At 57.2% G+C, this 19067-nt stretch carries 20 protein-coding genes; 11 read left to right on the top strand and 9 right to left on the bottom strand.

All coding sequences use genetic code 11. The features are described 5' to 3' along the window. Positions 1-33 precede the first annotated feature (33 nt). On the top strand, positions 34-1170 hold the full coding sequence (locus GV001_RS12480; protein WP_160080275.1) for a DUF3883 domain-containing protein: 1137 nt from the start codon (positions 34-36) through the stop codon (positions 1168-1170). 192 nt (positions 1171-1362) lie between these two features. Continuing rightward, entirely contained in the window at positions 1363-5868 is a 4506-nt protein-coding gene (locus GV001_RS12485; protein WP_372238533.1) for a sacsin N-terminal ATP-binding-like domain-containing protein, read from the top strand. 260 nt (positions 5869-6128) lie between these two features. On the opposite strand, the gene GV001_RS20015 is transcribed toward GV001_RS12485, so the two are convergent. After that, positions 6129-6560 (bottom strand): hypothetical protein, encoded by a 432-nt coding sequence (locus GV001_RS20015; RefSeq protein WP_178091822.1) that lies wholly within the window; start codon positions 6558-6560, stop codon positions 6129-6131. A 92-nt stretch (positions 6561-6652) separates the two neighbouring features. Between GV001_RS20015 and GV001_RS12495 the strand changes: the two genes are divergently transcribed. The 3 genes from GV001_RS12495 to umuC are packed head-to-tail and all read left to right on the top strand — an operon-like array spanning position 6653 to position 8647. Next, the gene (locus tag GV001_RS12495; RefSeq protein ID WP_160080279.1) at positions 6653-6880 is read left to right on the top strand and encodes a carbon storage regulator; all 228 of its coding nucleotides are present in this window, start codon (positions 6653-6655) and stop codon (positions 6878-6880) included. Between the two features lie 58 nt (positions 6881-6938). Next, positions 6939-7376, top strand: coding sequence for a LexA family transcriptional regulator (locus GV001_RS12500; RefSeq protein ID WP_160080281.1), 438 nt, complete (start codon positions 6939-6941; stop codon positions 7374-7376). After that, entirely contained in the window at positions 7373-8647 is a 1275-nt protein-coding gene (gene umuC, locus GV001_RS12505) for a translesion error-prone DNA polymerase V subunit UmuC (RefSeq protein ID WP_160080291.1), read from the top strand. The genes GV001_RS12500 and umuC overlap by 4 nt, the downstream gene beginning before the upstream one ends. Before the next feature lie 87 nt (positions 8648-8734). Here umuC and GV001_RS12510 read toward each other — a convergent pair whose 3' ends face one another. From GV001_RS12510 to GV001_RS12540, 8 genes are all read right to left on the bottom strand, one after another. Next, on the bottom strand, positions 8735-9115 hold the full coding sequence (locus tag GV001_RS12510) for a hypothetical protein (RefSeq protein WP_125861712.1): 381 nt from the start codon (positions 9113-9115) through the stop codon (positions 8735-8737). A gap of 87 nt (positions 9116-9202) precedes the next feature. Next, positions 9203-10447, bottom strand: coding sequence for an ATP-binding protein (locus GV001_RS12515; protein WP_160080293.1), 1245 nt, complete (start codon positions 10445-10447; stop codon positions 9203-9205). Positions 10448-10691: 244 nt separating this feature from the next. After that, positions 10692-10877 (bottom strand): plasmid pRiA4b ORF-3 family protein, encoded by a 186-nt coding sequence (locus GV001_RS20165; RefSeq protein ID WP_256664912.1) that lies wholly within the window; start codon positions 10875-10877, stop codon positions 10692-10694. A 34-nt stretch (positions 10878-10911) separates the two neighbouring features. Beyond that, on the bottom strand, positions 10912-11262 hold the full coding sequence (locus GV001_RS20170; protein WP_256664913.1) for a plasmid pRiA4b ORF-3 family protein: 351 nt from the start codon (positions 11260-11262) through the stop codon (positions 10912-10914). A gap of 97 nt (positions 11263-11359) precedes the next feature. Further along, positions 11360-11512 carry a hypothetical protein gene (locus GV001_RS12525; RefSeq protein WP_160080295.1) on the bottom strand — a complete coding sequence of 51 codons (153 nt, stop codon included), beginning with the start codon at positions 11510-11512 and terminating at the stop codon, positions 11360-11362. A 39-nt stretch (positions 11513-11551) separates the two neighbouring features. Further along, positions 11552-12400: a hypothetical protein gene (locus tag GV001_RS12530; RefSeq protein WP_160080297.1), complete on the bottom strand. Its 849-nt coding sequence runs from the start codon at positions 12398-12400 to the stop codon at positions 11552-11554. A 103-nt stretch (positions 12401-12503) separates the two neighbouring features. Next, positions 12504-13976: a YfjI family protein gene (locus tag GV001_RS12535; RefSeq protein WP_160080299.1), complete on the bottom strand. Its 1473-nt coding sequence runs from the start codon at positions 13974-13976 to the stop codon at positions 12504-12506. Further along, on the bottom strand, positions 13973-14197 hold the full coding sequence (locus GV001_RS12540; protein WP_125861717.1) for an AlpA family transcriptional regulator: 225 nt from the start codon (positions 14195-14197) through the stop codon (positions 13973-13975). Before GV001_RS12540 ends, GV001_RS12535 begins: the two co-directional genes overlap by 4 nt. 649 nt (positions 14198-14846) lie before the next feature. On the opposite strand from GV001_RS12540, the gene GV001_RS12545 reads away from it, so the two are divergent. The 6 genes from GV001_RS12545 to GV001_RS20020 all read left to right on the top strand — a co-directional run bounded on the left by GV001_RS12545 (position 14847) and on the right by GV001_RS20020 (position 19001). Then, the gene (locus GV001_RS12545) at positions 14847-15176 is read left to right on the top strand and encodes a hypothetical protein (protein ID WP_160080301.1); all 330 of its coding nucleotides are present in this window, start codon (positions 14847-14849) and stop codon (positions 15174-15176) included. Positions 15177-15273: 97 nt separating this feature from the next. Beyond that, positions 15274-16242: a DUF932 domain-containing protein gene (locus GV001_RS12550; RefSeq protein WP_160080303.1), complete on the top strand. Its 969-nt coding sequence runs from the start codon at positions 15274-15276 to the stop codon at positions 16240-16242. 74 nt (positions 16243-16316) lie between these two features. After that, positions 16317-17321: a YqaJ viral recombinase family protein gene (locus GV001_RS12555; protein ID WP_160080305.1), complete on the top strand. Its 1005-nt coding sequence runs from the start codon at positions 16317-16319 to the stop codon at positions 17319-17321. A gap of 82 nt (positions 17322-17403) precedes the next feature. Further along, a complete protein-coding gene (locus GV001_RS12560) occupies positions 17404-18348 on the top strand; it encodes a hydrolase or metal-binding protein (RefSeq protein WP_160080307.1) in 945 nt (314 codons plus the stop codon). Beyond that, entirely contained in the window at positions 18320-18817 is a 498-nt protein-coding gene (gene radC / locus GV001_RS12565) for a DNA repair protein RadC (protein ID WP_160080309.1), read from the top strand. The genes GV001_RS12560 and radC overlap by 29 nt, the downstream gene beginning before the upstream one ends. Before the next feature lie 10 nt (positions 18818-18827). Further along, positions 18828-19001 carry a hypothetical protein gene (locus GV001_RS20020; RefSeq protein ID WP_165362587.1) on the top strand — a complete coding sequence of 58 codons (174 nt, stop codon included), beginning with the start codon at positions 18828-18830 and terminating at the stop codon, positions 18999-19001. The last annotated feature ends 66 nt before the right edge of the window (positions 19002-19067 follow it).

Below are 19067 nucleotides of genomic sequence, written 5' to 3' on the forward strand. Positions count from 1 at the left end.
GTCGCCTGATGCAACTGAGAAAGGAAGGAACCGATGTCTCTGCTCTCCCTGCTTCGAAGTCCGGCGGCTGTACAGGCTGCTATCGATGAATTTGTGCAGCTTGGGAGAACGAAATTCCTGGCGCGATATGGCTTTGGTAAGTCACGCGATTTTCTGGTGCGTGATCCCCAAACAGGGGTCGACTGCGACTCCAAAGCAATTGCCGGCGTCGCCTTCGGCAAGCAGTTCCCCGACCAGGGGCCGCTAAGCGCAGACAGTTTCTCGGGCGGCGAAGCCACGGTTGTGCCTGTGCTAACTACCCTCGGTTTTACCATCATCCGCATCGGTGAAGATTGGTCGGAAATGGAGGTGGAGGCCACTGTCAGCGATTACTTTGAAATGCTGCGCGCTGAAGCCGCTGGGAGACCTTTTAATAAGTCCGAGCATAACCAGGCGCTACGACGACTGCTGAACGGCCGGAGTAAATCCTCGGTTGAGCTCAAGCACCAGAACATCAGCGCCGTACTCGACTCACTGGGCCTTCCTTACATCAACGGCTACAAGCCAAGGGGCAACAGCCAGCTGCTGCTCCGCAAAGCTGTACACGCGTATGTACTTAGGCACCAGCAGCTTGTAGGTACCATCGTCGATGCAATGGAGGAGGTAAAGTTGCCCAGCGAGAAGACGTATCTTGCTGCCCTGGTCGAGGCTCCGACGCGAGATGTGCTTGTGCGTGGCTCTGGTGCCGTTCGGCAACGGCTGCCGCGCAAGCTCGACTTTGCCGCTCGCGATGAGGCTAACCGCAAGCTGGGTCGGGCGGGGGAGCAGTGGGTAATCGAATTTGAACAACAGCGCCTGACTGACATGGGCAATCCTGAGCTATTCCAGCGCCTGGATTGGGTGGCAGACACGCAAGGAGATGGCGCTGGCTTCGACATTCTGTCGTTCGAAGACGCCGTTCGGCACCGCTTCATCGAAGTCAAAACCACTAATGGCAGCGTTGCTTCGTCATTCCTGGTCAGCCACAACGAGCTCGAGTTTTCTAAGGAAGTTGGAGACCAGTTTTACCTCTACCGGGTGTTCCAATTCAGAGAGGGGCCACGCTTGTTCACGCTCAACGGCGATCTCGCCCAGCATGTGCACCTAAAGCCGACGGACTTCCGGGCGAGCTTCCGGAGCTTTGTCGGATGAGGTGAGCGGCGAGTAACTGGGCAGAGGCCTTGAGCAGAACGGTTGAATCCCTCTGCTAGGAACTCAACGCGTCGTTCCCGAATGGTTAAAAGTGCGATGTGGCTGCGTTCTGGTCGCCTTAGTGCGCCGTATCGGGGAAGTGTGGGTCCATAAAGTTTGGCGGCAACGAAGAATCACGGATTGGGTGACTGAATGGCATTACGGCGGGAGCAGCGGATTTTTACTGCGGAGGATGCTCGGAGGCGTGCCCTGGAAGTCGTTCACCACGACCCTGCAACGCCCCGTATCTTTTCGTTTATTCCTCGAGACGGGCTAGCCGCGGATGCTGGTGTCACAGCGCTTTCGGACGAACTCAAGGCTCTGCCTGCAAGCATTCGGAACGCGCTTGCTAATGCTGAGTCTAGTGCGGGACACATCAGCGATGACCGGCTACAGGGGCTCGCCGAGCTCATCCAAAATGCCGACGATCTTGGCGCAACGTCCGCAGAGTTTGCGGTTGATGCGACCGGGTCGTGCCTCATGTTCCGGCACAACGGGGCGGTACTTACTCTTCACGACGTGTGGGCGCTCGCGATCCCCTGGCTTAGCCTCAAAGTCGACGACCCGGATCAGTTGGGTCGGTTTGGAATTGGTCTGAAAACACTTCATGCGCTTTCCGACGTCCTTGAGGTCCATCAGGGCCACTTCCGTGTGCGCTACCAAGCAAACGATCTGTCGGTTGCCAAGAGCAATGTGACGTGGCCGGGTGAGGAGCTGGCGGACACCATGACGACGTTCGTGATCCCATTGAAGCCTGACGCGTCTACCGCGACAATCGTGGCCGAATGGCTGAAGCGTTGGAGCGACGCCGGATTGGTCTTCTTGTCCGCTCTCAACACTGTGGTGTTGCGGGGGCCTGCCGGCGATGTGCTAGCCAAACTTCACCTGGATCGCGGCGCCCCCGAGCTTGTTAAGAGCACCAGTGGTGAGATGACTCGGCGTGTTGCCAAAGCCTCCGACTCTCGAGAGTGGGTCGTCTACTCACGGTCGGTCCCTGTACCCACGGGCCGCACTCGGTCGCGCAAGGCCCAGACACGGTTCACTCCAATCGCTGTTGCGTTTTCTCTCATCGGGCCGGACATCGGACATCTGCATGTCGGCCTTCCGGTACGCCCGATCGGTCTGCCCTTTCGAATGATGGCCCAATTCGATCCGCTGACCAGCCGCCGAGACATCTCCGACGATCCATGGAATCACTCATTAGTCGAGCCGCTCAGTGCCCTGTGGCTTGACGCCGTGCTTGAGCACTTTGATCGGAACCCTGTTGCCGCATGGGCTGCGGTTCCCCTGAAAGATGAGTTGGACGACGACGGGCAAACTACCGGACAACTGCGAGCCGAAATCGATCGGCATTTGATGGAAGCCGCGCGTACAGCATTCGCCAAGATAATTACCCTACCGGATGATGGACAGCGCTATCACCTCCATGAGCTATCGTACGAAGCCCCTGAGCTTGAGCACGTCTTGACCCCTAACGACGTCAAGACCATCGCGGGCACCGCAGGGACCGTAATCGCGGCAGTGAGATCAGACGACAATCGTTGGCGAGATACGCTAGAAGCGCTTCGTGACATTGGGGCGGAAACTCCGAAACTCGTTGAGGTGGTCGACGCTCTTAAATTGCTCGACGACGTCTGCTGCTCTCCGGAGTTCGTGGCGGACCTCGTCGCCATCGCTGTAGAGACTGACTCAACTAATGAGCTAGAAAATCGTCCGTGCATCGTTCTGAATGATGTCGACCGGGTGACCCCCTCGGACGTTGTCGGCCTTGGCGTTCTGCTGCCCGAGGAGGCGGGTACCCTGTGGGATGTTCTCGACATAGGTCAACGACTTCATCCTGCATACGGAGAGCGGCCGGGATGGAGGAGCGTGCGAGAATGGCTCCAGAGAAGGGATCTTCTTCTCATGGAGGCAACCGATAATGTTGCGTTGCGTGTGCTCGCGAACGCAGGCAACGATGGACTTGAACTCAATGCGCCGCTGACTGACGAGCAGGCTGACGCGCTTCGCATGGCGTTTGAGCAGCTGCCAATTGGCGACCGCCAGACATTGGGGGACGGCATTGGTCAAGCGGTCCGATTTGCTGCTGTTACCTATGACAACGCTGGAAAGAAAATACCCACGACGGCGAAGCCGAGTGAGGCCTACATCATCGAGCGCGAGGCGAACGCTTGGCGAGTGGCTGCGGGCAAGACGCCAGGCCTTGTCTGGCTTCACAGCCGGTATGCGGAGAAGTTGCGTGCCGAGTCCGGCCGCGAAGGGGTCGGAGCTCAGCGTCTGTTTCGCTACCTTGGGGCTGAGACTGCCCCACGACTGGTCAAGCATCCAGCGCACGTTCAGCGCTTCGCGTATACCGAGCCGGGAGTCAGTCGCTTTGAGACTGGCACACCGCGACGGCGCAGTGACCAGATGAATGATGTCGGGGCAACATATACGTTGGCGGATCTGATGTCGCCCGACTTGGATGCAGTGCTTTCGAACATTGCACGCGAAAAGAAGGCCACCGACAGAATCCGTCGTGCAAGCGCAGTCCTGAATAGTCTTAATCGTGCCTGGGACCGTCTGGCCCCTTACACAAAGGTACGTGCGGTCAGCGATTACCGCTCTTGGCAGAATCGGGACCACGTCGATGCGTGGTGGGTGGCGAAGGCCGCTTCGATTCAATGGCTCACATCGGCCAGTGGGGCTGCCGCTGAACCTGACAATCTCCGGATTCGGACGGCAGTTACGGAGGCCTTTTTCGGGAGTGCCCCTTCTGAATACCTCAATGACCGGCTCGATAATGCTGCCTACCAGGAGGTACTTGCAGTCCTGGGCGTTGCGGGCGACCCTCGTCCTGACCAGCTTATCGACAGGCTACGTGCGATTCGTGACAAGTACCCTGACGATGCGGCCGCAGCTGCGGACCATGCAGCGCCCCTGTACCGAGCGCTCGCAGCCCAAATCCCTGGCCGCGGAGCGTCTCGCCGCCCTGGTCAATTGACCCTAGGCGCGCTGCGCTCGGAGTTCGGGAAGGGTGAGGGGCTGATTGCCACCAACGTCGGGTGGCGGCGACCGTCAGTTGTAAGAAGCGGTCGTGCCGTATTTGGCCTCATGCAGCCGTTTGTTCCGGCCGTCGAGGGTGCGGATCCACTGTGGAAGGCGCTGGAGGTGCGCCCCCCGGACGTAACGGACGCGAAGGAGACTCTTCGAAAGTTAGCCAAGCGGAGTACCCCGACCAAGGAGCAACTGCTTGTGATGCTGGAAGCGTTGCGCATTCTTGCCGGAGCGTCGGTCGATCAACGGGGAAAGCTAGTTAGAAGCCCCGTGTGGGTTGGCGATCACTGGATGTCGGCGCGCCCCGTCTTCGCGGTTGAAAACCCGCTAATTGCTGGCGGATTGTCGGGCCAGATTCCGATCTGGACTCCAGGTGGAGCGCTTGCGCAATTAGACTCACTGGTCGAGCCATACGGGCTCAAGCGTGTCGACGCCTCCCAGACCAGGGTCAAGGGGGCCGAACATGCAGAGTACGACCCTGAGCTCACCAGCATGTTTTCTAGCGCAGTTTCAAACTTGCGCAAGGATCTAGCGCTGAGCGACTCGTATAGTGAAGCCAGCATACGGGTGTCATGGGACGAGCTATCGCGGTTCAACGTCTGCGTTCTGCAAGACCTAACTGTCACGTTGGACGATATTATCCCAGGCAAGGTTTTGTCCTTCACGCCTCGAGCTTGGATCGACACGGACGCAGCCACGTTTTACATCGCCCATCCAGACGACCTCGGCGACCCGGATTCCGGCGCATACGCGATCGCGACGGTCTTTGCCAGTGACACGCGGCGGATGGCCCATGATTGGCTGGCCGCTTGGGCGGCTGCGAAGGCGGGGCATCGAGCTGAGGTGATTAAGACAGCCGCGAGTCTGGAGGCTGAGGAAAAACAGGCCAGGGCCGAGCGCGAGGCCGCTGGCGGCGTCGTGCTCCAACAGTTGTCAGAGGAATCGGAGCGACGCCGTCAGAAGAGGTTGCGCGCAAGGCCAGGCGGTAGGCAGACCGGGAGCGCGGAAGAGGGCAATGCGCGGAAGCAGCCACCCAAGACCCTGGTAGACATCTCGACACTGAGACTGAAGAACCCCACTGGGGAGATTCTGGTGGGAGCCCACACGAAAGATTCTGCGATACCAAAGGACCCGACGAGGGGCGGTAAGCTGCTGCAGGATGCCAATAAGAACAAGCCCAAAGCGAAGCGACCGCCAGGTGCTGGGGCGGCCACGCGCAACTACACGCAAGAGGAACAAGAGAGCCTTGGTGCAGAGATTTGTCGGTGGGTTCTTGGACTTGACGAAAGCGAGATCGTCGACATTCGCAATCAGCACAACGTTGGAGCAGATGCAGTCGATCAGCTGAACAACTTCTATGAGTACAAGGTGCATGCCGGCGCCATTCCTGACGTGATTCGACTCGAGCCCAGCCAGATCGAGAGGGCGCGGACTACTTCTAACTTCTTTCTAGTCGTAATCGGCAACCTTCAAACAGGGGCTGGGAATCCTGAGGTGCGAATAATTACAAATCCGTTAGATCAGCTCTCACTGCAGCCAACCACATCTGTTCAGTTCGCCGGTGTGCTCGCTGCAGAGGCGCTTACCTATCGATTCATGCTCGACGAAAGTGGTCAAGACTAAGGCGTGACATGGTTCAAGGGGGAATCGAACATGTGTTTAGCTGACGGTTGGAAAAGTGTCGCCGTTGAGGACATATGGGGTACAACGTGTACTCGAAATGTGTTTTTTGCGACACATTGCTTCACGGCTGGACGGCCTTTGCAGTCAGCAAATCGGTATATCGCTCGCCCATCCGGCGAGCACAGTGCGGGAGTTGCTGAGGTAGTGGTAGGTCTGGGGGAAGCGGGGGGTACTCAAGTCAGGGAAAACTGATGACCTCGCTACTGGGCTGTATCGCGTAGATTGGTATGAAGTCGCGGCCACCGGTCATGTGCCCAGGCATAGCCCTCAGGCGAGGTGGTGGTCACTACATACACCCGCCGCTCTATGCCCGTCTCCAGCAATAGCCCCTCTAGTGCCTGACCTGGCTCCAGGTCGAACCAATGCGACACTCGCTCGGCATCTTTTTCCATGAACCGTTCCGCCAGGATGCTTACCGTTCGCGGTTGGTAGCGTGCCCACTTGCCGGCTGTGATTGAGTCGTGCCGTGCCCAGCCGGTGGTGGGTAGGTGGCCAGGTTCTTCGCGTCGTCGGCCCCAGAGCACCCACTCGGTGGTACCGTCTGCCTGCAGCACGGGCAGGGCGGCCTTGGGGTTGGGAAAGTAGATCTTCCACACCTGGTCGGCCACGCGGGCCTGCACACCACCACACATTCTTGACTCCTCGCGCTTTCGCGCCGTTTGTCATGTTCTAGACTGCCGGAGCAGGACGCACATTCCCTACCCAGCGGAAAAGGAGTTCCATCATGGGCAATCTATGTCTTACCCGGCGTGCCGGCGAACAGATCCGGCTTACCATCGATCCTGCCGTAGATACCGACAAGCTGCTGCGCGACGGTATTACCGTGCAGATGTTGGAGGTGGATCATGGCAAGGTGCGCCTGGCTATCGAGGCGCCCAACCAGGTGAAGATCCTGCGTGCCGAGCTGGTGAACGACTGGCCAACTGTCGGCGGGGTGATACTGGCGGATTGACCGAATTGGGCTCTTCTCGAATACTGTATATATAAACAGTTTTTTCGGAAGTGCCCAGATGTCCCTTTCCATCCTTGCCCGCGGTGCGCGCCTGCGTGAGCGCCTCCTCTCCGACGCCGCAGACCTTCGTATCACCGGCTTCCAGTCGCCTGCTGACGACGAGAAGGAAGAGGGGCTTTCCCTCGACCGTCTCACTGGCCTGGGCGCGCCGCATATCTGGGGTGTGCAGGTGCTGGATGACACGCTGCTCGGGTTCGGCATTTTTCCGGGTGACCGCTTGATTGTGAACCGTGCTGCCGGCCACCTGGAGGGAAGGCTAGTGGTGGTTGATCTGGGAGGCGAGGGCTACCGCGTGCGGCTGGTGGCGCGGGATCTGTTCGGCGGTCTGTGGCTGAGGGCTGCCGACCCGGTGGTGCCGGATGTGCAGCTGGATGGTGAAGAGCCTATCGAGGTGTGGGGCGTGGTGAGCTGGGTGGTCAGCCACGTTGCGCCATGAGCGGTACCGGGCGCGTGTTCGCGCTAATCGACTGCAATTCCTTCTACTGCAGCTGCGAGCGTATCTGCCAGCCGGAGCTGAAGCGCCGGCCGTTGGTAGTGCTTTCGAACAACGACGGCTGCGTGATCGCCCGATCGGCGGAGGCGAAGGTGCTGGGCATTGGCATGGGCGCCGCCTACTACCAGGTGCGCGAGCAAATGCGCCGGCATGGTGTGGTGGCACGCTCCAGCAACTACACCCTGTATGCCGACATCAGCAACCGCGTGATGCGGGTTATGGCCGAGGAACTGGCCGGCATTGAGGTGTATTCCATCGATGAGGCCTGGGGCGACATGACCGGCATCGCCGATATCGAGGCACACGGCCGGCACATCCGGCAGCGCCTGGCGCGTGAGATTGGCATGCCGGTGGGGGTCGGAGTCAGCACCACCAAAACCCTGGCGAAGTTGGCCAACTGGGCCGCGAAGAAGTGGAAGGGCACCGGCGGTGTGCTCGATCTGACCTCCCCGGCCCGGCAGGAGAAGCTGCTGCGCATAGCACCGGTGAGCGAGGTGTGGGGCGTTGGCCATCGCTCGGCGGCCAAGTTGGCGGCGCTAAATATCACCACCGCGTGGGATCTGGCCCAGTTCGATATCGGTACGCTGCGCAAAACCTTCGGCGTGACCATGGAGCGCACCGCGCGCGAGCTGGGTGGCATCAGTTGCATCGGCTTCAACGAGGGGCCAGCACCAAAAGAGGCCATCTGCTCAAGCAAGATGTTCGGCGTGCGCCAGACGGAGCTGGCGCCGATTCGCGAGGCGCTGGCCGCCTACGTGAGCCGGGCGGCGGAGAAGTTGCGTAGCCAGACCTCGTTGTGCAGCACCATCCAGGTGGGCCTACAAACCCAGCTGGCAGACCTTAGGGGGCTGCGCTACGCCAATGCAGTTACCCTGGCACTGCCAGTGCCGACAGACGACACACGCGAGATCCTGGCGCTCGCCCAGCAAGGGCTGACGCAGATATATCGCCCCGGCTACCCATATTCGAAATGCTCCATCTTGCTGATGGGCCTAAGCCGGCGCGGCGAGCTGACGCCAGACCTGTTCTCGCCGGCGCCACGCCGCGGAGCTGAGCGGCTGATGGCGGTGGTCGACCAAATCAATCAGAAGGAAGGACGAGGCACCGTGCGTATCGGCAGCGTGCCTGCTGCACCGGCCTGGGCTATGCGCAGAGAAATGCTCAGCCAGCGCTACACGACGCGCTGGGAAGAGGTGATTGGGGTACGTGGATAGTTGAAATTTGGTGTCTGCCCTCGGTCATATACGGTCTTCCGCCAGTGACTGTTTCCGCCAGAGGCACTGCTTTCTCTGGGGATTACCTCACGACTGCGCGGTTGGGCGAGGCTCGCGTACGTACAGATCAGAACGCTCATCGATTTTTCCAAGTCGGACTAGACGTGCAGCAATCCCACCCTTGCTGCGCTCATGAGTTATTGACATCTGTTCGATTGAAGCGCCGCTTTCAAACTCTGCGATCAGCCGTTGCTCTTCGTCGACAGTCCACGGCTTTCCTGCTTGCCCGCCGGAACTGGGTTTTTGAAGTTTGACTGGATCAGTGTCGAGAGCTTGTGCAGCCAGGAACAGCGCCCTTATCACGTCAGGTGAGTTCACCACATGATTTCCAGGCAAAATTTCGCCGGTGACGGGATCTACGCCGTTGGCGAGGAGCTCGAGAATACGCTTGGCTTCCTTCGGTGACACGTGAAAGGCCTCCTACGAGGTGTAAGGTTGGGTGTCAGTGGCGGCCAGCGAAGTTTGTGTGTGCGCTTAAGGCAGGCACACTCAAGGTTAGCCTTTCTGCCACAGCTGACTCATGGGGACTGCAAAGGCGTTCGGTATATCCGCCAACGGGAGGGTGCTGGTGCCTGTGTACAGCAGGATGCCGCCCTGCCAGCTACTACCAGCTTGTTCGGCCAGTCGTGCCAGACCTCGAGCATCGCGCCCCTGTATGGAGGCGGACTTTTTCACTTCCACTCCCCAGAGGCGGTCATCCTGTTCGATGACTAAATCCACTTCGAGCTGGTCTTTGTCGCGGTAATGGGAGAAGCGCAATTCGCTGTCACACCACCCGGACTGGCAGATCAGTTGCTGTACGACAAAGCTTTCCAGCATCCCGCCAAAGGCGTTATCGGGCTTGTTCCAATCGGCTGCCTTCAGGCCAGTGAGTGCGCTACCCAGGCCTGAGTCGATGATGTGGATCTTGGGGGACTTGATCAGTCGTTTGGCTGCATTGCGGTGCCATGCCGGCAGCGTGCGTACCAGGAACAACCGCTCCAGCACTGACAGGTAGCGACTGATAGTGTCGCGCTGCAGACCGATGTCCTGCATCAGATTGCTGATGTTGATTAGGTTGCCGGTGCGCAGGGCGATGAGTTGGAGCAGGCGCAGCAGTTCATCTCCGTCGCGGATGTTGGCGATGTCCTGCACATCCCGCTGAATAATGGCATTCAGGTATTGGCGGTACCACTGGCGGGCACGCGCCTCCGTTCTGGTGTTCGGCTCGGGGTAGCCACCGCCTACGACCGCTTCGGCAATGCCGGTCACAGGGGGCTGAACTCCCGTGATGGCGGGCTTGATCTGGTTGGTCAGCAGGGCTTCCAGGAGCGAGAAGGCGCTATGGTGTTTTTCCTGCTCCGAGAGCGGGTTGAGATAGATCACCTCCATTCGTCCTGCGAGCGACTCCTGCACGTTGGGCAACAGCAGCAGATTGGCCGACCCGGTCAGAATGAAGCGACCAGGGCGACGATCATTGTCGACCGAGAGTTTGATCGCGGTCAGCAACTCGGGAACGCGTTGTACTTCATCGAGTATCACCCGGTCCGGAAGACCTGCCACAAACCCCAGTGGGTCATAGCGGGCGGCAGCCAGCATTGTGTTGTCGTCGAAGGAGACATAGGTGCGTCCTGGCTCCAGCTGGCGAGCTAGGGTGGTTTTGCCGACCTGGCGTGGGCCAAGGATGCACACGACAGGCGTGTCGCTGAGGGCATCGAGCACCTGTTGCTGCAGATAACGAGGGTGAAGGGTCGTAGTCACAGGGCTACCTGATCGGTATGGGTTCAATGGGCGCAGTGTAGGATCGGTGCTCTTGACCGTCTACCTTCATGGTTGTTGATCGTCTATTTTAATATTTATATTCCGTCCAAATTAATGATTGGACTGCGTCTATCTTTTATTTTTGCGGTTTGGGTGCGATGTGGGGGGGGCTTCAGTAGGGGCTTTCTAGCTGTGCTCATTGAGTGCATTCCCCGCCGGGGTGATGAGCGCCCAAAGGGGGCGGCTAGCCCCAGAAGTTGTTGCAGATCCGCTGCACGGCGGCGTTGGCCGCTCGACGATCAAATAGCTCGGGATCGAACTTTCCGCCCGCCCAATCGAGTGCGCTGCGGCCTTCTTCACTGCTTGGTTGCTGGATGCTGTCCAGGAAGTGCTGATACGCCGACATCTTCGGGTGGGCAGGCGCGGGCACCATCGAGTACCTCACACCAGCTGCCGGTGAAGTCTCAGGGCTCAACGGCCTCTACAGCAATCACGTGCTGCCAGCTATCACCGAAGTCGTAGAGATAGCGCAGCCGGCCTGCTTCTTTCAACACGCGGCGCAGTTTGGTTTTACGGTCATCCAGCGCGTCGTCATACATGTCCATGAACTCAGCATCCAGTGGCATGAAGCGACTGACGCCATCGCTGAACTCATGGAGATGGCTGCTATGCCAGCCAAAGGCAGCCTGGATGAAGTGGTGCAGCTTGCGCAGCGTGCAGTCGCCGGTCACGCGGAGGCGCCGCCATATCGGTGGGTTGAAGTGAAGCGGTTCCAGTTGGATATGCAGGGTGTACAGCAAGGGTTGGGTGGCCATGTGAATTCCGTCAGTTCAGTCGTGCTGCCAGGGCTGTAGACCATCTAGGGGCGTGCACGACCTTCAGGGTTGCATAGCTGGTGCCGATTCTTCGCAGCTACTTGGCGCTGGCATGTAGAGTGGTCCACTGGCAGATCTGGGCTTTGCCCGTCAGCAGAATCTTGCTGGCTCCCTGGATATTGATCTCTAGGTTAGGATCGCTGCCCTGGCCGATGATCGCCATGCTCTTGATGGCAAAGTCTTCCAGCAAGAGAAGAGGTCTTGCGACATCTCATGCACTTCAATGCCGTTAAGGTTGCTCATCAGGGCCGGCTCCCTGTTCATTGGATGAATCCGTCTCGTTGGCAGGAGATGCCCAATCCTGCTGTCGCTGAAGAAAAGACAGGCGCTGGTCGAAGGTTAAATCGGCATTTGTTTTAGCATTCTGAGAATTAATTTGGTCGCTGGGGGTTGAGTCAGTATCGACCTTGTCTTTTACTGCTTTCTTGTATGACAAAAAAGCATCCTTTACTAAGCCTTTCTTGCTCAGGGAATTGTCAATAAAGTTGTCGGCCATAAAAGAAAAGAGCGGGTATTTTTTATTGATATATGATTGAAGTCTCTGCTCGCAGTCTCGGATTACATCTTCTTTAGATTTCCAAGTCGAGCCTTCTTTGATGGGACCTGATTGTATGTATCTAAAGAGCTCGAGGTAGGCATCTTCTCTTATGGCCTTTCCAGTCTCTCCACCTTTAATGCGGCCGTTGTAGGGCGCATTTATAGTTTCCATGCATGCGCGCCACCCATCAAATCGACCAAGCTCATGTGCCGATCTCATGGCAAGTAGTCCAGCGGCACCATGATTGCCTTTATAGTACTCGTGCTCTGCTCCCATAAGGTAAAGCATTGCATGGAAAAATCGCTCTTTTAGTTCGATGCTTCCGGACTGCCGAATGTCAGGGGTCCAGCAGCGAAGTATTTTGTCCTCGGCGATAGGGCCGTCTTCTTTAAGAAGCTTTCTACACTCTCTTTCAAAATAAGAAAAAATTTCTTCCCGCCAATAGGATTTAAAAATACTCCGTAATTCAATCTCGAGCTGTTTTAGTCCACCACTCAGTCCGAGTCCCTTTACTGCATTAATGGATTCATAAGCATCCATGCGGATCACCTCGAGTCGGCATGTCGAGAAAAATTATTTAATAAAAAGCCAGAGGCAGCAAGTGCATGGCTTTGGGTCAATATAGTGCTGCGGTCTGGATAAATCAATTTAGAAGTATGATCTTTGCCTTGCCTTCGGTAATGATTCGTATCAGTTTGTCATTTTCAAGCTTATCGTAAATCAACTCTAAGTATTTTGGGTCTCCCCTGAGTCTGGAAGGGCAGTGTCGGCCAATATATGTTCTGTCAAATCTTCTGGAGCTGTTTTCATCATATTTCGACCGTAGCCATGCGTGCAGCTCACTTGCATCATTTTCTAGTTTCGCTTCTGGACTAAACATTCTTTCGAATTGACGAGAGAACCAATATCCCAGCTCGATTGAAGCCCGCATTGTGGTTTCAGAAACGTCGCCTTCGCGTCCTTCAAACACGTGAAAATTTACTGCAAGCCTAATCATAATTTCCGCAAGCTTTGAGGCATGATCAGGTGCCCAAGAATAACGCCCACCTTCCAGTATTTGTTTTTCTATTTCATTCCGGGTTTCTATCCATATTTCGGCAGCCCGATCCGACAAGCGAATCTCTTCACGAGCAAAGCTGCCGCGAGAGAATTTTTCTACATAGGACTTGTAAAGCTCAACGGTTCTTGCTCTAAACCGTTCGCAAGCTGTCCAGCTCTGCTCAAGTCCGTCAAAAATTCTAGTACCCTGCGTGCTTTTAGAATTAACAAATAAGCACCTTGCAGAGAAGCCAGTTCCTCTTGCTGTCTCGCCGCGTGTATTTTCGAATTTTTTTAGTACGGATGGTTGAAACATATAACATAAAGTAATTCTTGCATTGGCCAGGTAGTATGATTCCCGAGTGGCTCGCTCAACCCTAACGCCATCACCACTTGTGACGGAGTTTATTTTGTCAACGTTGCGGAAAGAACTGCCGTTGACTATTCCTGATGCCTCGCTCGATATCCATCCGATAGACTGCAGCCCACCATTCATATTTCCATATAGGGCTGGTTCTGTGGTGTCTTCGTAAAGGAAGCCGGCCTTCATCGGTTCTTTGGGTTCTTTTGAATAATGATCAGCTATTACCTCTAAGATGCTGTCAGTGTTATCACCGATTTTAATCAATCTTCTTAACTCGGATTTATGAGCTTTTAAAATCTCCGACCATATATCATGTGCATATCTGAATTTTTTTAATTCAACATCTCTGTTGGCTAGGATTTCTTTTTGGTAGTCAAATAATCCCCCTCCCATTTTATTTAGGCATGGTGTTTTACCCTCTCCAGATCCGGCGACTGCTATGGATAAAAGTGATGTGGGAAATATGTTTCCAAGTGGTGACCGTGCATCGTATAGTCCTTGAACAGACAGTGATATAAAGGTAATTGCTGAGACAAGTGCTAGGTCTTTTGGGTTTTTAAGATTCCTAACACATTCTTCAATTGCCTCTGATGTTATTTCAAAGGGCAGTGCAGGTATAGGGTCATCAATTAAGTGCCTATTGCTTGCCTCTTTTGGCCCAAGTGGAGCATCGTTCCAAGACGGCTGTGGTGCGGCCCTCTTATAGTCGATCATCGAGCCTCCATTTTTTTCATCTCAACAAATTTAACGACCTCGCGTAGATCCCAGCCCACTGCGTATCCTCCAATTTTGAATGGTTTTGGAAAGTCGGGATCGAACCACTTTGATTTCGGATCAACCCTCGAGTAAATCGTTGACCTGCTTATTCCAAGCATGTCTTGCAATCGCTTCACGCGAATGACCCTCAGTTCCTCGTCGTCAAATTTTTCTTTCATAGGGCGTCTCCTCAAGAAGCCCTAAGTTATCTATTCGGCGTTCAGGAATTAGTGCGAGCGCTGAGCGATATTTATTTTTAAGCGGTAGGCTTGATTTTTTGTATAAATTCTGGATGTCTCCTCTGGGCGTGTCACCGCATGTGATGGATAAGTCTCGGCGTCCAGAGTTCGGCCATGCGTGAAATGCCCTATGACCTCAGCCGAGTGCGGCTGGCTAGGTGATTGCGCGTTTGAGTCGATGCCACGCATAGGGGGGGGCTTACCGACAAGCCATTTACCAAGAAGTGGTAAGTGCGCTTCCGGTGTAACTTTCAGAGGGGAGGGCATCAGTCAGCGCTCTTTCGTGTGAAGAGCGCTGTTGCCTGAGTGCAAGATCAGCTGTATTTGCTCAACGCAGAGCGGCCGCAGGAAAGCACCTTGGTTGGCTCCGCTGGTACGAGCGCTGCGCCAGAAATCCAACTGCCAACATGGGTGTGGTCCTGGTTGCAGATACGATTTTTTATAACGCTACCCTCAGCTACCTGCTTCCTCAGCTTCTTATGAAGCTGAGGAAGCAGGCTCTGGAAGTCATTCACTTAATAAAATTCAATTCGTCATTTTTTTGACAACACATAACTGCCATGACATCAGCACCAAGGAGGTTCGTCCCATGTCATTGCAGTGTCCTCGCTGTCATTCCCCAAAAGTCGCTTCGTTCCATCACGCCATGAAAGCCGGCGCGACCATCGGCGCTGTCGGTGGCCTCGCCCGCGGCGTCAGTGCTGCTCTGGCAGGCGGCAAGGCCGGCGCAGCGCTTGGCGTAATCGCCGGGCCAGTCGGCATCACCTTGGGCTCGGTCTCCGGTGCCATTCTCGGCGGCCTGGCCGGTGGAGTGGGTGGCTGCGCACTTGGCGCTCAGCTCGGCGAGTCGCTTGACCGCCACGTCCTGGCCCACAACCTCTGCCTGCTCTGCGGTCACCGCTTCAACCTGCCGGCCTGATCCGGCCACCGCTCGCTTCTTCCTTACCCATCACTGATTGCCGGTGCTGCGCCATGCGCGGCGCTTTATGCCGGCCTGCACCCAAAGGAAATTCGTCATGGCTCATCAAATCGAACAAATGGCTTACGTTGGCGCTACTCCGTGGCACGGCCTGGGCAACAACCTGCCGCAGAAACAGCCCATTGAAGTCTGGCAACGTGAAGCCGGTATGGACTGGCAGATCCTGGAAAGCCCCGTGCATTTCAAGTCAGACGCCATCGGCCATCTGGGCGCAATCCATTCTTTCCCCGAACAGAAGGTGCTCTACCGTTCGGACACCAAGGCACCGCTGTCGGTGGTCTCGCAGCGTTACCACACCGTCCAGCCTCGTGAGGTGCTGGAGTTTTACCGCGACCTGACCGAGGTATCCGGCTACGAGCTGGAAACCGCTGGCGTGCTCAAGGGTGGTCGCAAGTTCTGGGCGCTGGCGCGAACCGGACAGGGCGCTGCGCTCAAGGGCAACGACCAGGTGAACGGCTACCTGCTGCTGGCCACTTCCTGTGACGGCACCCTGGCTACCACAGCAACGCCCACCACCATTCGTGTGGTCTGCAACAACACGTTGACCATCGCTTTGGACGGCCACAGCCGTGCGATCAAGGTGCCGCATAGCACCCGCTTCGACGGCGATCTGGTCAAGAAGCAGCTCGGTATCGCCGTCTCGCAATGGGATGACTTCATGTACCGCATGCGCCACCTGGCTGAACGCAAGGTGCAGTGGCATGAAGCACTGGGCTTCTTCATGAACGTGATGTGCGAGACAAGCCCGACCGGCGCACTACCGGAGCAACTGCCCAACGAGCGCGCCCTGCGCAAAGTGCAGGAGCTGTACGAAGGCCGTGGTCGCGGTAGCCAGCTGGACTCGGCACGCGGCACCGCCTGGGGCCTGCTCAATGCCGTGACCGAGTACGTCGATCACGAACGCCGGGCACGCAGCACGGAGTACCGCCTCGATTCAGCCTGGTTCGGCCAGGGTGCCCAGATCAAACAGCGCGCATTGGATACAGCCCTGCAATTGGTCGCCTGACCTTTTACCCACCCCATAACGCCCGACCCGCTTTGTTGCAGGTCGGGCGTTTCTATTTCTGCAAGGTGAACGCTATGAAAGCTACTTCATTGAATCGCAGCACCAGCAAAGCCCGTCCGGCCCTGCGCCTGGTCAGCACCAAGGAGCTCCCGCGCGAGGACTGGCTGCAGATCCGCAAGCAAGGTATCGGCAGTTCGGACGCGGCGGCAGCAGTCGGTCTGAACCCGTACAAGTCGCAACTGGAGCTGTGGATGGAAAAGACGGGGCGTGATGCCGGCATGCCGAAGGCTGATCCTCAGGATGAGGAAAGCCCGATGTACTGGGGCAACGTGCTGGAGCCTATCGTGGCCTGGCATTACAGCAAGCGCACCAAGAACAAGGTACGGCGCATCAATGCCGTACTGCAGCATCCGGATCCGGAGCTGCCTTGGATGCTGGCCAACATCGACCGCGAGGTGATCGGGGCCGACGATGTGCAGATCCTCGAATGCAAGACAGCCGGCATAAACGGGGCACGCCTCTGGAAGGAGGGCGTGCCGGAGTATGTGCAGTTGCAGGTGATGCACCAGCTCGCCGTTACCGGCAAGCAGGCTGCTGATGTGGCCGTGCTGCTCGGCGGTCAAACGCTGGAGATCCATCGCATCGAACGAGACGAGCAGATGATTGCTCGCCTGATCGAGCTGGAGCGCAAGTTCTGGCACTACGTGGAAACCGACACGCCACCACCGGCTGATGGCACGGCTTCGGCTGAGTCTGCGCTGCGCTGCCTCTACCCGGAGGACAACGGCCTGACCGTCGACTTCAGCAGCCATGCCGGACTGGCCGCTGCCTTCATCGAGCTCAAGGCCATTCGCCAGTCGATTGCCGACAAGGAAAAGCGCGAGGCCGAACTCAAGCAGATGCTGCAGCAGGCCATGGGTGATGCCAGTCGGGCGGAGTTTTCCAGCGGCTATGTCAGCTGGCGCAAAGCGAAGGACAGCATCGGCCTCGATGTCGCTCAGTTGCTCCAGGACAAGCCCTACCTACAGGCCAAGTACCCACTGCTGAAACCGGGTGCGCGGCGCTTTCTGGTCGGCTGAAACCAACCTCATTCATCCCCTTTGGTCAGCCCATGCAGTTCGCACTGCGTGGCTGGCTTTTTTCATTTCCAGGAGCGCCACCATGCTCAAAGGTCTGGCTATCACTCCGCCGGTACTCGGGCGGATTTCCATCGGCAAGGTCATCGAGAAGAACGGCAAACGGCTTCCGGAGAAGGATGACCAGTTCACCATCACATCCCAGGTACAAGGCAAGGACGGCTGGCTGTTGCACCCGCTCAATGACGAGCTGCGTCAGGGCAAGGGCGACAAGCTGCGCAGCATTCCGGTACGCCTGCTGTTCAACGAGCCGGAGCTGAATTTCCGAGCCGACTACACGCTGTTCGACCGGCAATCGGGCCGACCTGTTTGCGTCGGCAATGGCGAGACCTGCAAGCGGGTTACCCAGGACGGCATGCAGTCGTTGCCTTGTCCTTCACCGGATGCCTGTCCGCTGGCCAGAGGCGGTGCCTGCAAGCCCTACGGCCGACTGAACGTGATCATTGGTGATGAGGATCCGCTGGGCAGCTTCGTGTTCCGCACCACCGGCTTCAACAGCATCCGCACTCTGGCGGCTCGCCTGCATTACTTCCAGGCCATTTCAGGCAACCGCCTGGCCTGCCTGCCGCTGGAACTGCGTCTGCGTGGTAAGTCGACACGCCAGAGCCATGGCACGCCGATCTTTTACGCCGACCTGACGGTAAGAAGCGGCATGGACATGGCGGAGGCATTAGTAACTGCCAGTGAACTCGACTCACGGCGTCAGGCTGCAGGCTTCGATCAAGCCGCTTTGGATGAGACAGCACGACGTGGCTTTGGCAACGGTGCGTTCGAAGACAGCGAGGAGGATGCAAGCGCCATCGTCGAAGAATTCTACCCCGAGGGTGAAGCACCTGCAGCAGCGCACACCGCTTCACTCCACCCCACCAAACCCAGCCTGGCTGAAAAGCTCGATGCACAGGCTGCTCGTCAAACCCCACCCACAGACCAAGGAGGCCGCCATGCGCCTGCACAAGCTGAAAGCCAGTGACACGACCGGCACCTACCTGGTCGATTCGCCGGTGACGGAAAACGACATCCTGCAGATGGCCAAGCAACTGGCCAGCCTGCGTCTGCGCAAAGGCCGTGAACTGACTTCACCGAAGGAAGTGTTCAGCCACCTGCAAGCACTGCTGGTCGGATACGAGCATGAAGTGTTCGCACTGCTCATGCTCGATAGCAGGCACCGGGTGATCGCATTTGAGGAGGTGTTTCGAGGGACCCTAGATAGCGCCAGCGTCTACCCACGGGAAGTCGTGAAGATCGCCTTGGAACACAACGCAGCCGCAATCATCCTGGTGCACAACCACCCCTCAGGTGATCCCGAGCCCAGCCAGGCGGATCGCAATCTCACCACGAAACTGCAGGACGCACTGAATCTGGTCGGAGTCAGAACGCTCGATCACGTTGTGGTAGGCCAGGAGGATTGCGTGTCGTTGGCTGAGCGCGGCTACCTGTAAGGAGGTGCCAATGAAACTGCTGTTACGGACTGTTGCCTCGGCATTCATGTTTGCCGGGATCTTGGCCGGTTGTCTGGCGATATTGCTGCTGGTGATTCTGATGGTGCGCTTTCCACCATTGCTGATTGCCGTGGTGTTGGCGTGCTGGATCTACCGGAAGCAGAAAGTAAGAATGAACCCTTGAACGGTGAGCCAGCGTGGGTAGTCGAAAGACTGCCTGCAATGGCTCCCACTTTTTCTTTTGCCCTGG

The organism is Pseudomonas sp. 8AS (genome assembly GCF_902506505.1).
Taxonomy (GTDB): domain Bacteria; phylum Pseudomonadota; class Gammaproteobacteria; order Pseudomonadales; family Pseudomonadaceae; genus Aquipseudomonas.

Bases quoted from the DNA above. Each gene is read 5' to 3' on its own strand.
- GV001_RS12480 (WP_160080275.1), top strand. From the start codon at position 34: ATGTCTCTGCTCTCCCTGCTTCGAAGTCCGGCGGCTGTACAGGCTGCT.
- GV001_RS12485 (WP_372238533.1), top strand. From the start codon at position 1,363: ATGGCATTACGGCGGGAGCAGCGGATTTTTACTGCGGAGGATGCTCGG.
- GV001_RS20015 (WP_178091822.1), bottom strand. From the start codon at position 6,560: ATGTGTGGTGGTGTGCAGGCCCGCGTGGCCGACCAGGTGTGGAAGATC.
- GV001_RS12495 (WP_160080279.1), top strand. From the start codon at position 6,653: ATGGGCAATCTATGTCTTACCCGGCGTGCCGGCGAACAGATCCGGCTT.
- GV001_RS12500 (WP_160080281.1), top strand. From the start codon at position 6,939: ATGTCCCTTTCCATCCTTGCCCGCGGTGCGCGCCTGCGTGAGCGCCTC.
- umuC (WP_160080291.1), top strand. From the start codon at position 7,373: ATGAGCGGTACCGGGCGCGTGTTCGCGCTAATCGACTGCAATTCCTTC.
- GV001_RS20170 (WP_256664913.1), bottom strand. From the start codon at position 11,262: ATGGCCACCCAACCCTTGCTGTACACCCTGCATATCCAACTGGAACCG.
- GV001_RS12530 (WP_160080297.1), bottom strand. From the start codon at position 12,400: ATGGATGCTTATGAATCCATTAATGCAGTAAAGGGACTCGGACTGAGT.
- GV001_RS12535 (WP_160080299.1), bottom strand. From the start codon at position 13,976: ATGATCGACTATAAGAGGGCCGCACCACAGCCGTCTTGGAACGATGCT.
- GV001_RS12540 (WP_125861717.1), bottom strand. From the start codon at position 14,197: ATGAAAGAAAAATTTGACGACGAGGAACTGAGGGTCATTCGCGTGAAG.
- GV001_RS12545 (WP_160080301.1), top strand. From the start codon at position 14,847: ATGTCATTGCAGTGTCCTCGCTGTCATTCCCCAAAAGTCGCTTCGTTC.
- GV001_RS12550 (WP_160080303.1), top strand. From the start codon at position 15,274: ATGGCTCATCAAATCGAACAAATGGCTTACGTTGGCGCTACTCCGTGG.
- GV001_RS12555 (WP_160080305.1), top strand. From the start codon at position 16,317: ATGAAAGCTACTTCATTGAATCGCAGCACCAGCAAAGCCCGTCCGGCC.
- GV001_RS12560 (WP_160080307.1), top strand. From the start codon at position 17,404: ATGCTCAAAGGTCTGGCTATCACTCCGCCGGTACTCGGGCGGATTTCC.
- radC (WP_160080309.1), top strand. From the start codon at position 18,320: ATGCGCCTGCACAAGCTGAAAGCCAGTGACACGACCGGCACCTACCTG.
- GV001_RS20020 (WP_165362587.1), top strand. From the start codon at position 18,828: ATGAAACTGCTGTTACGGACTGTTGCCTCGGCATTCATGTTTGCCGGG.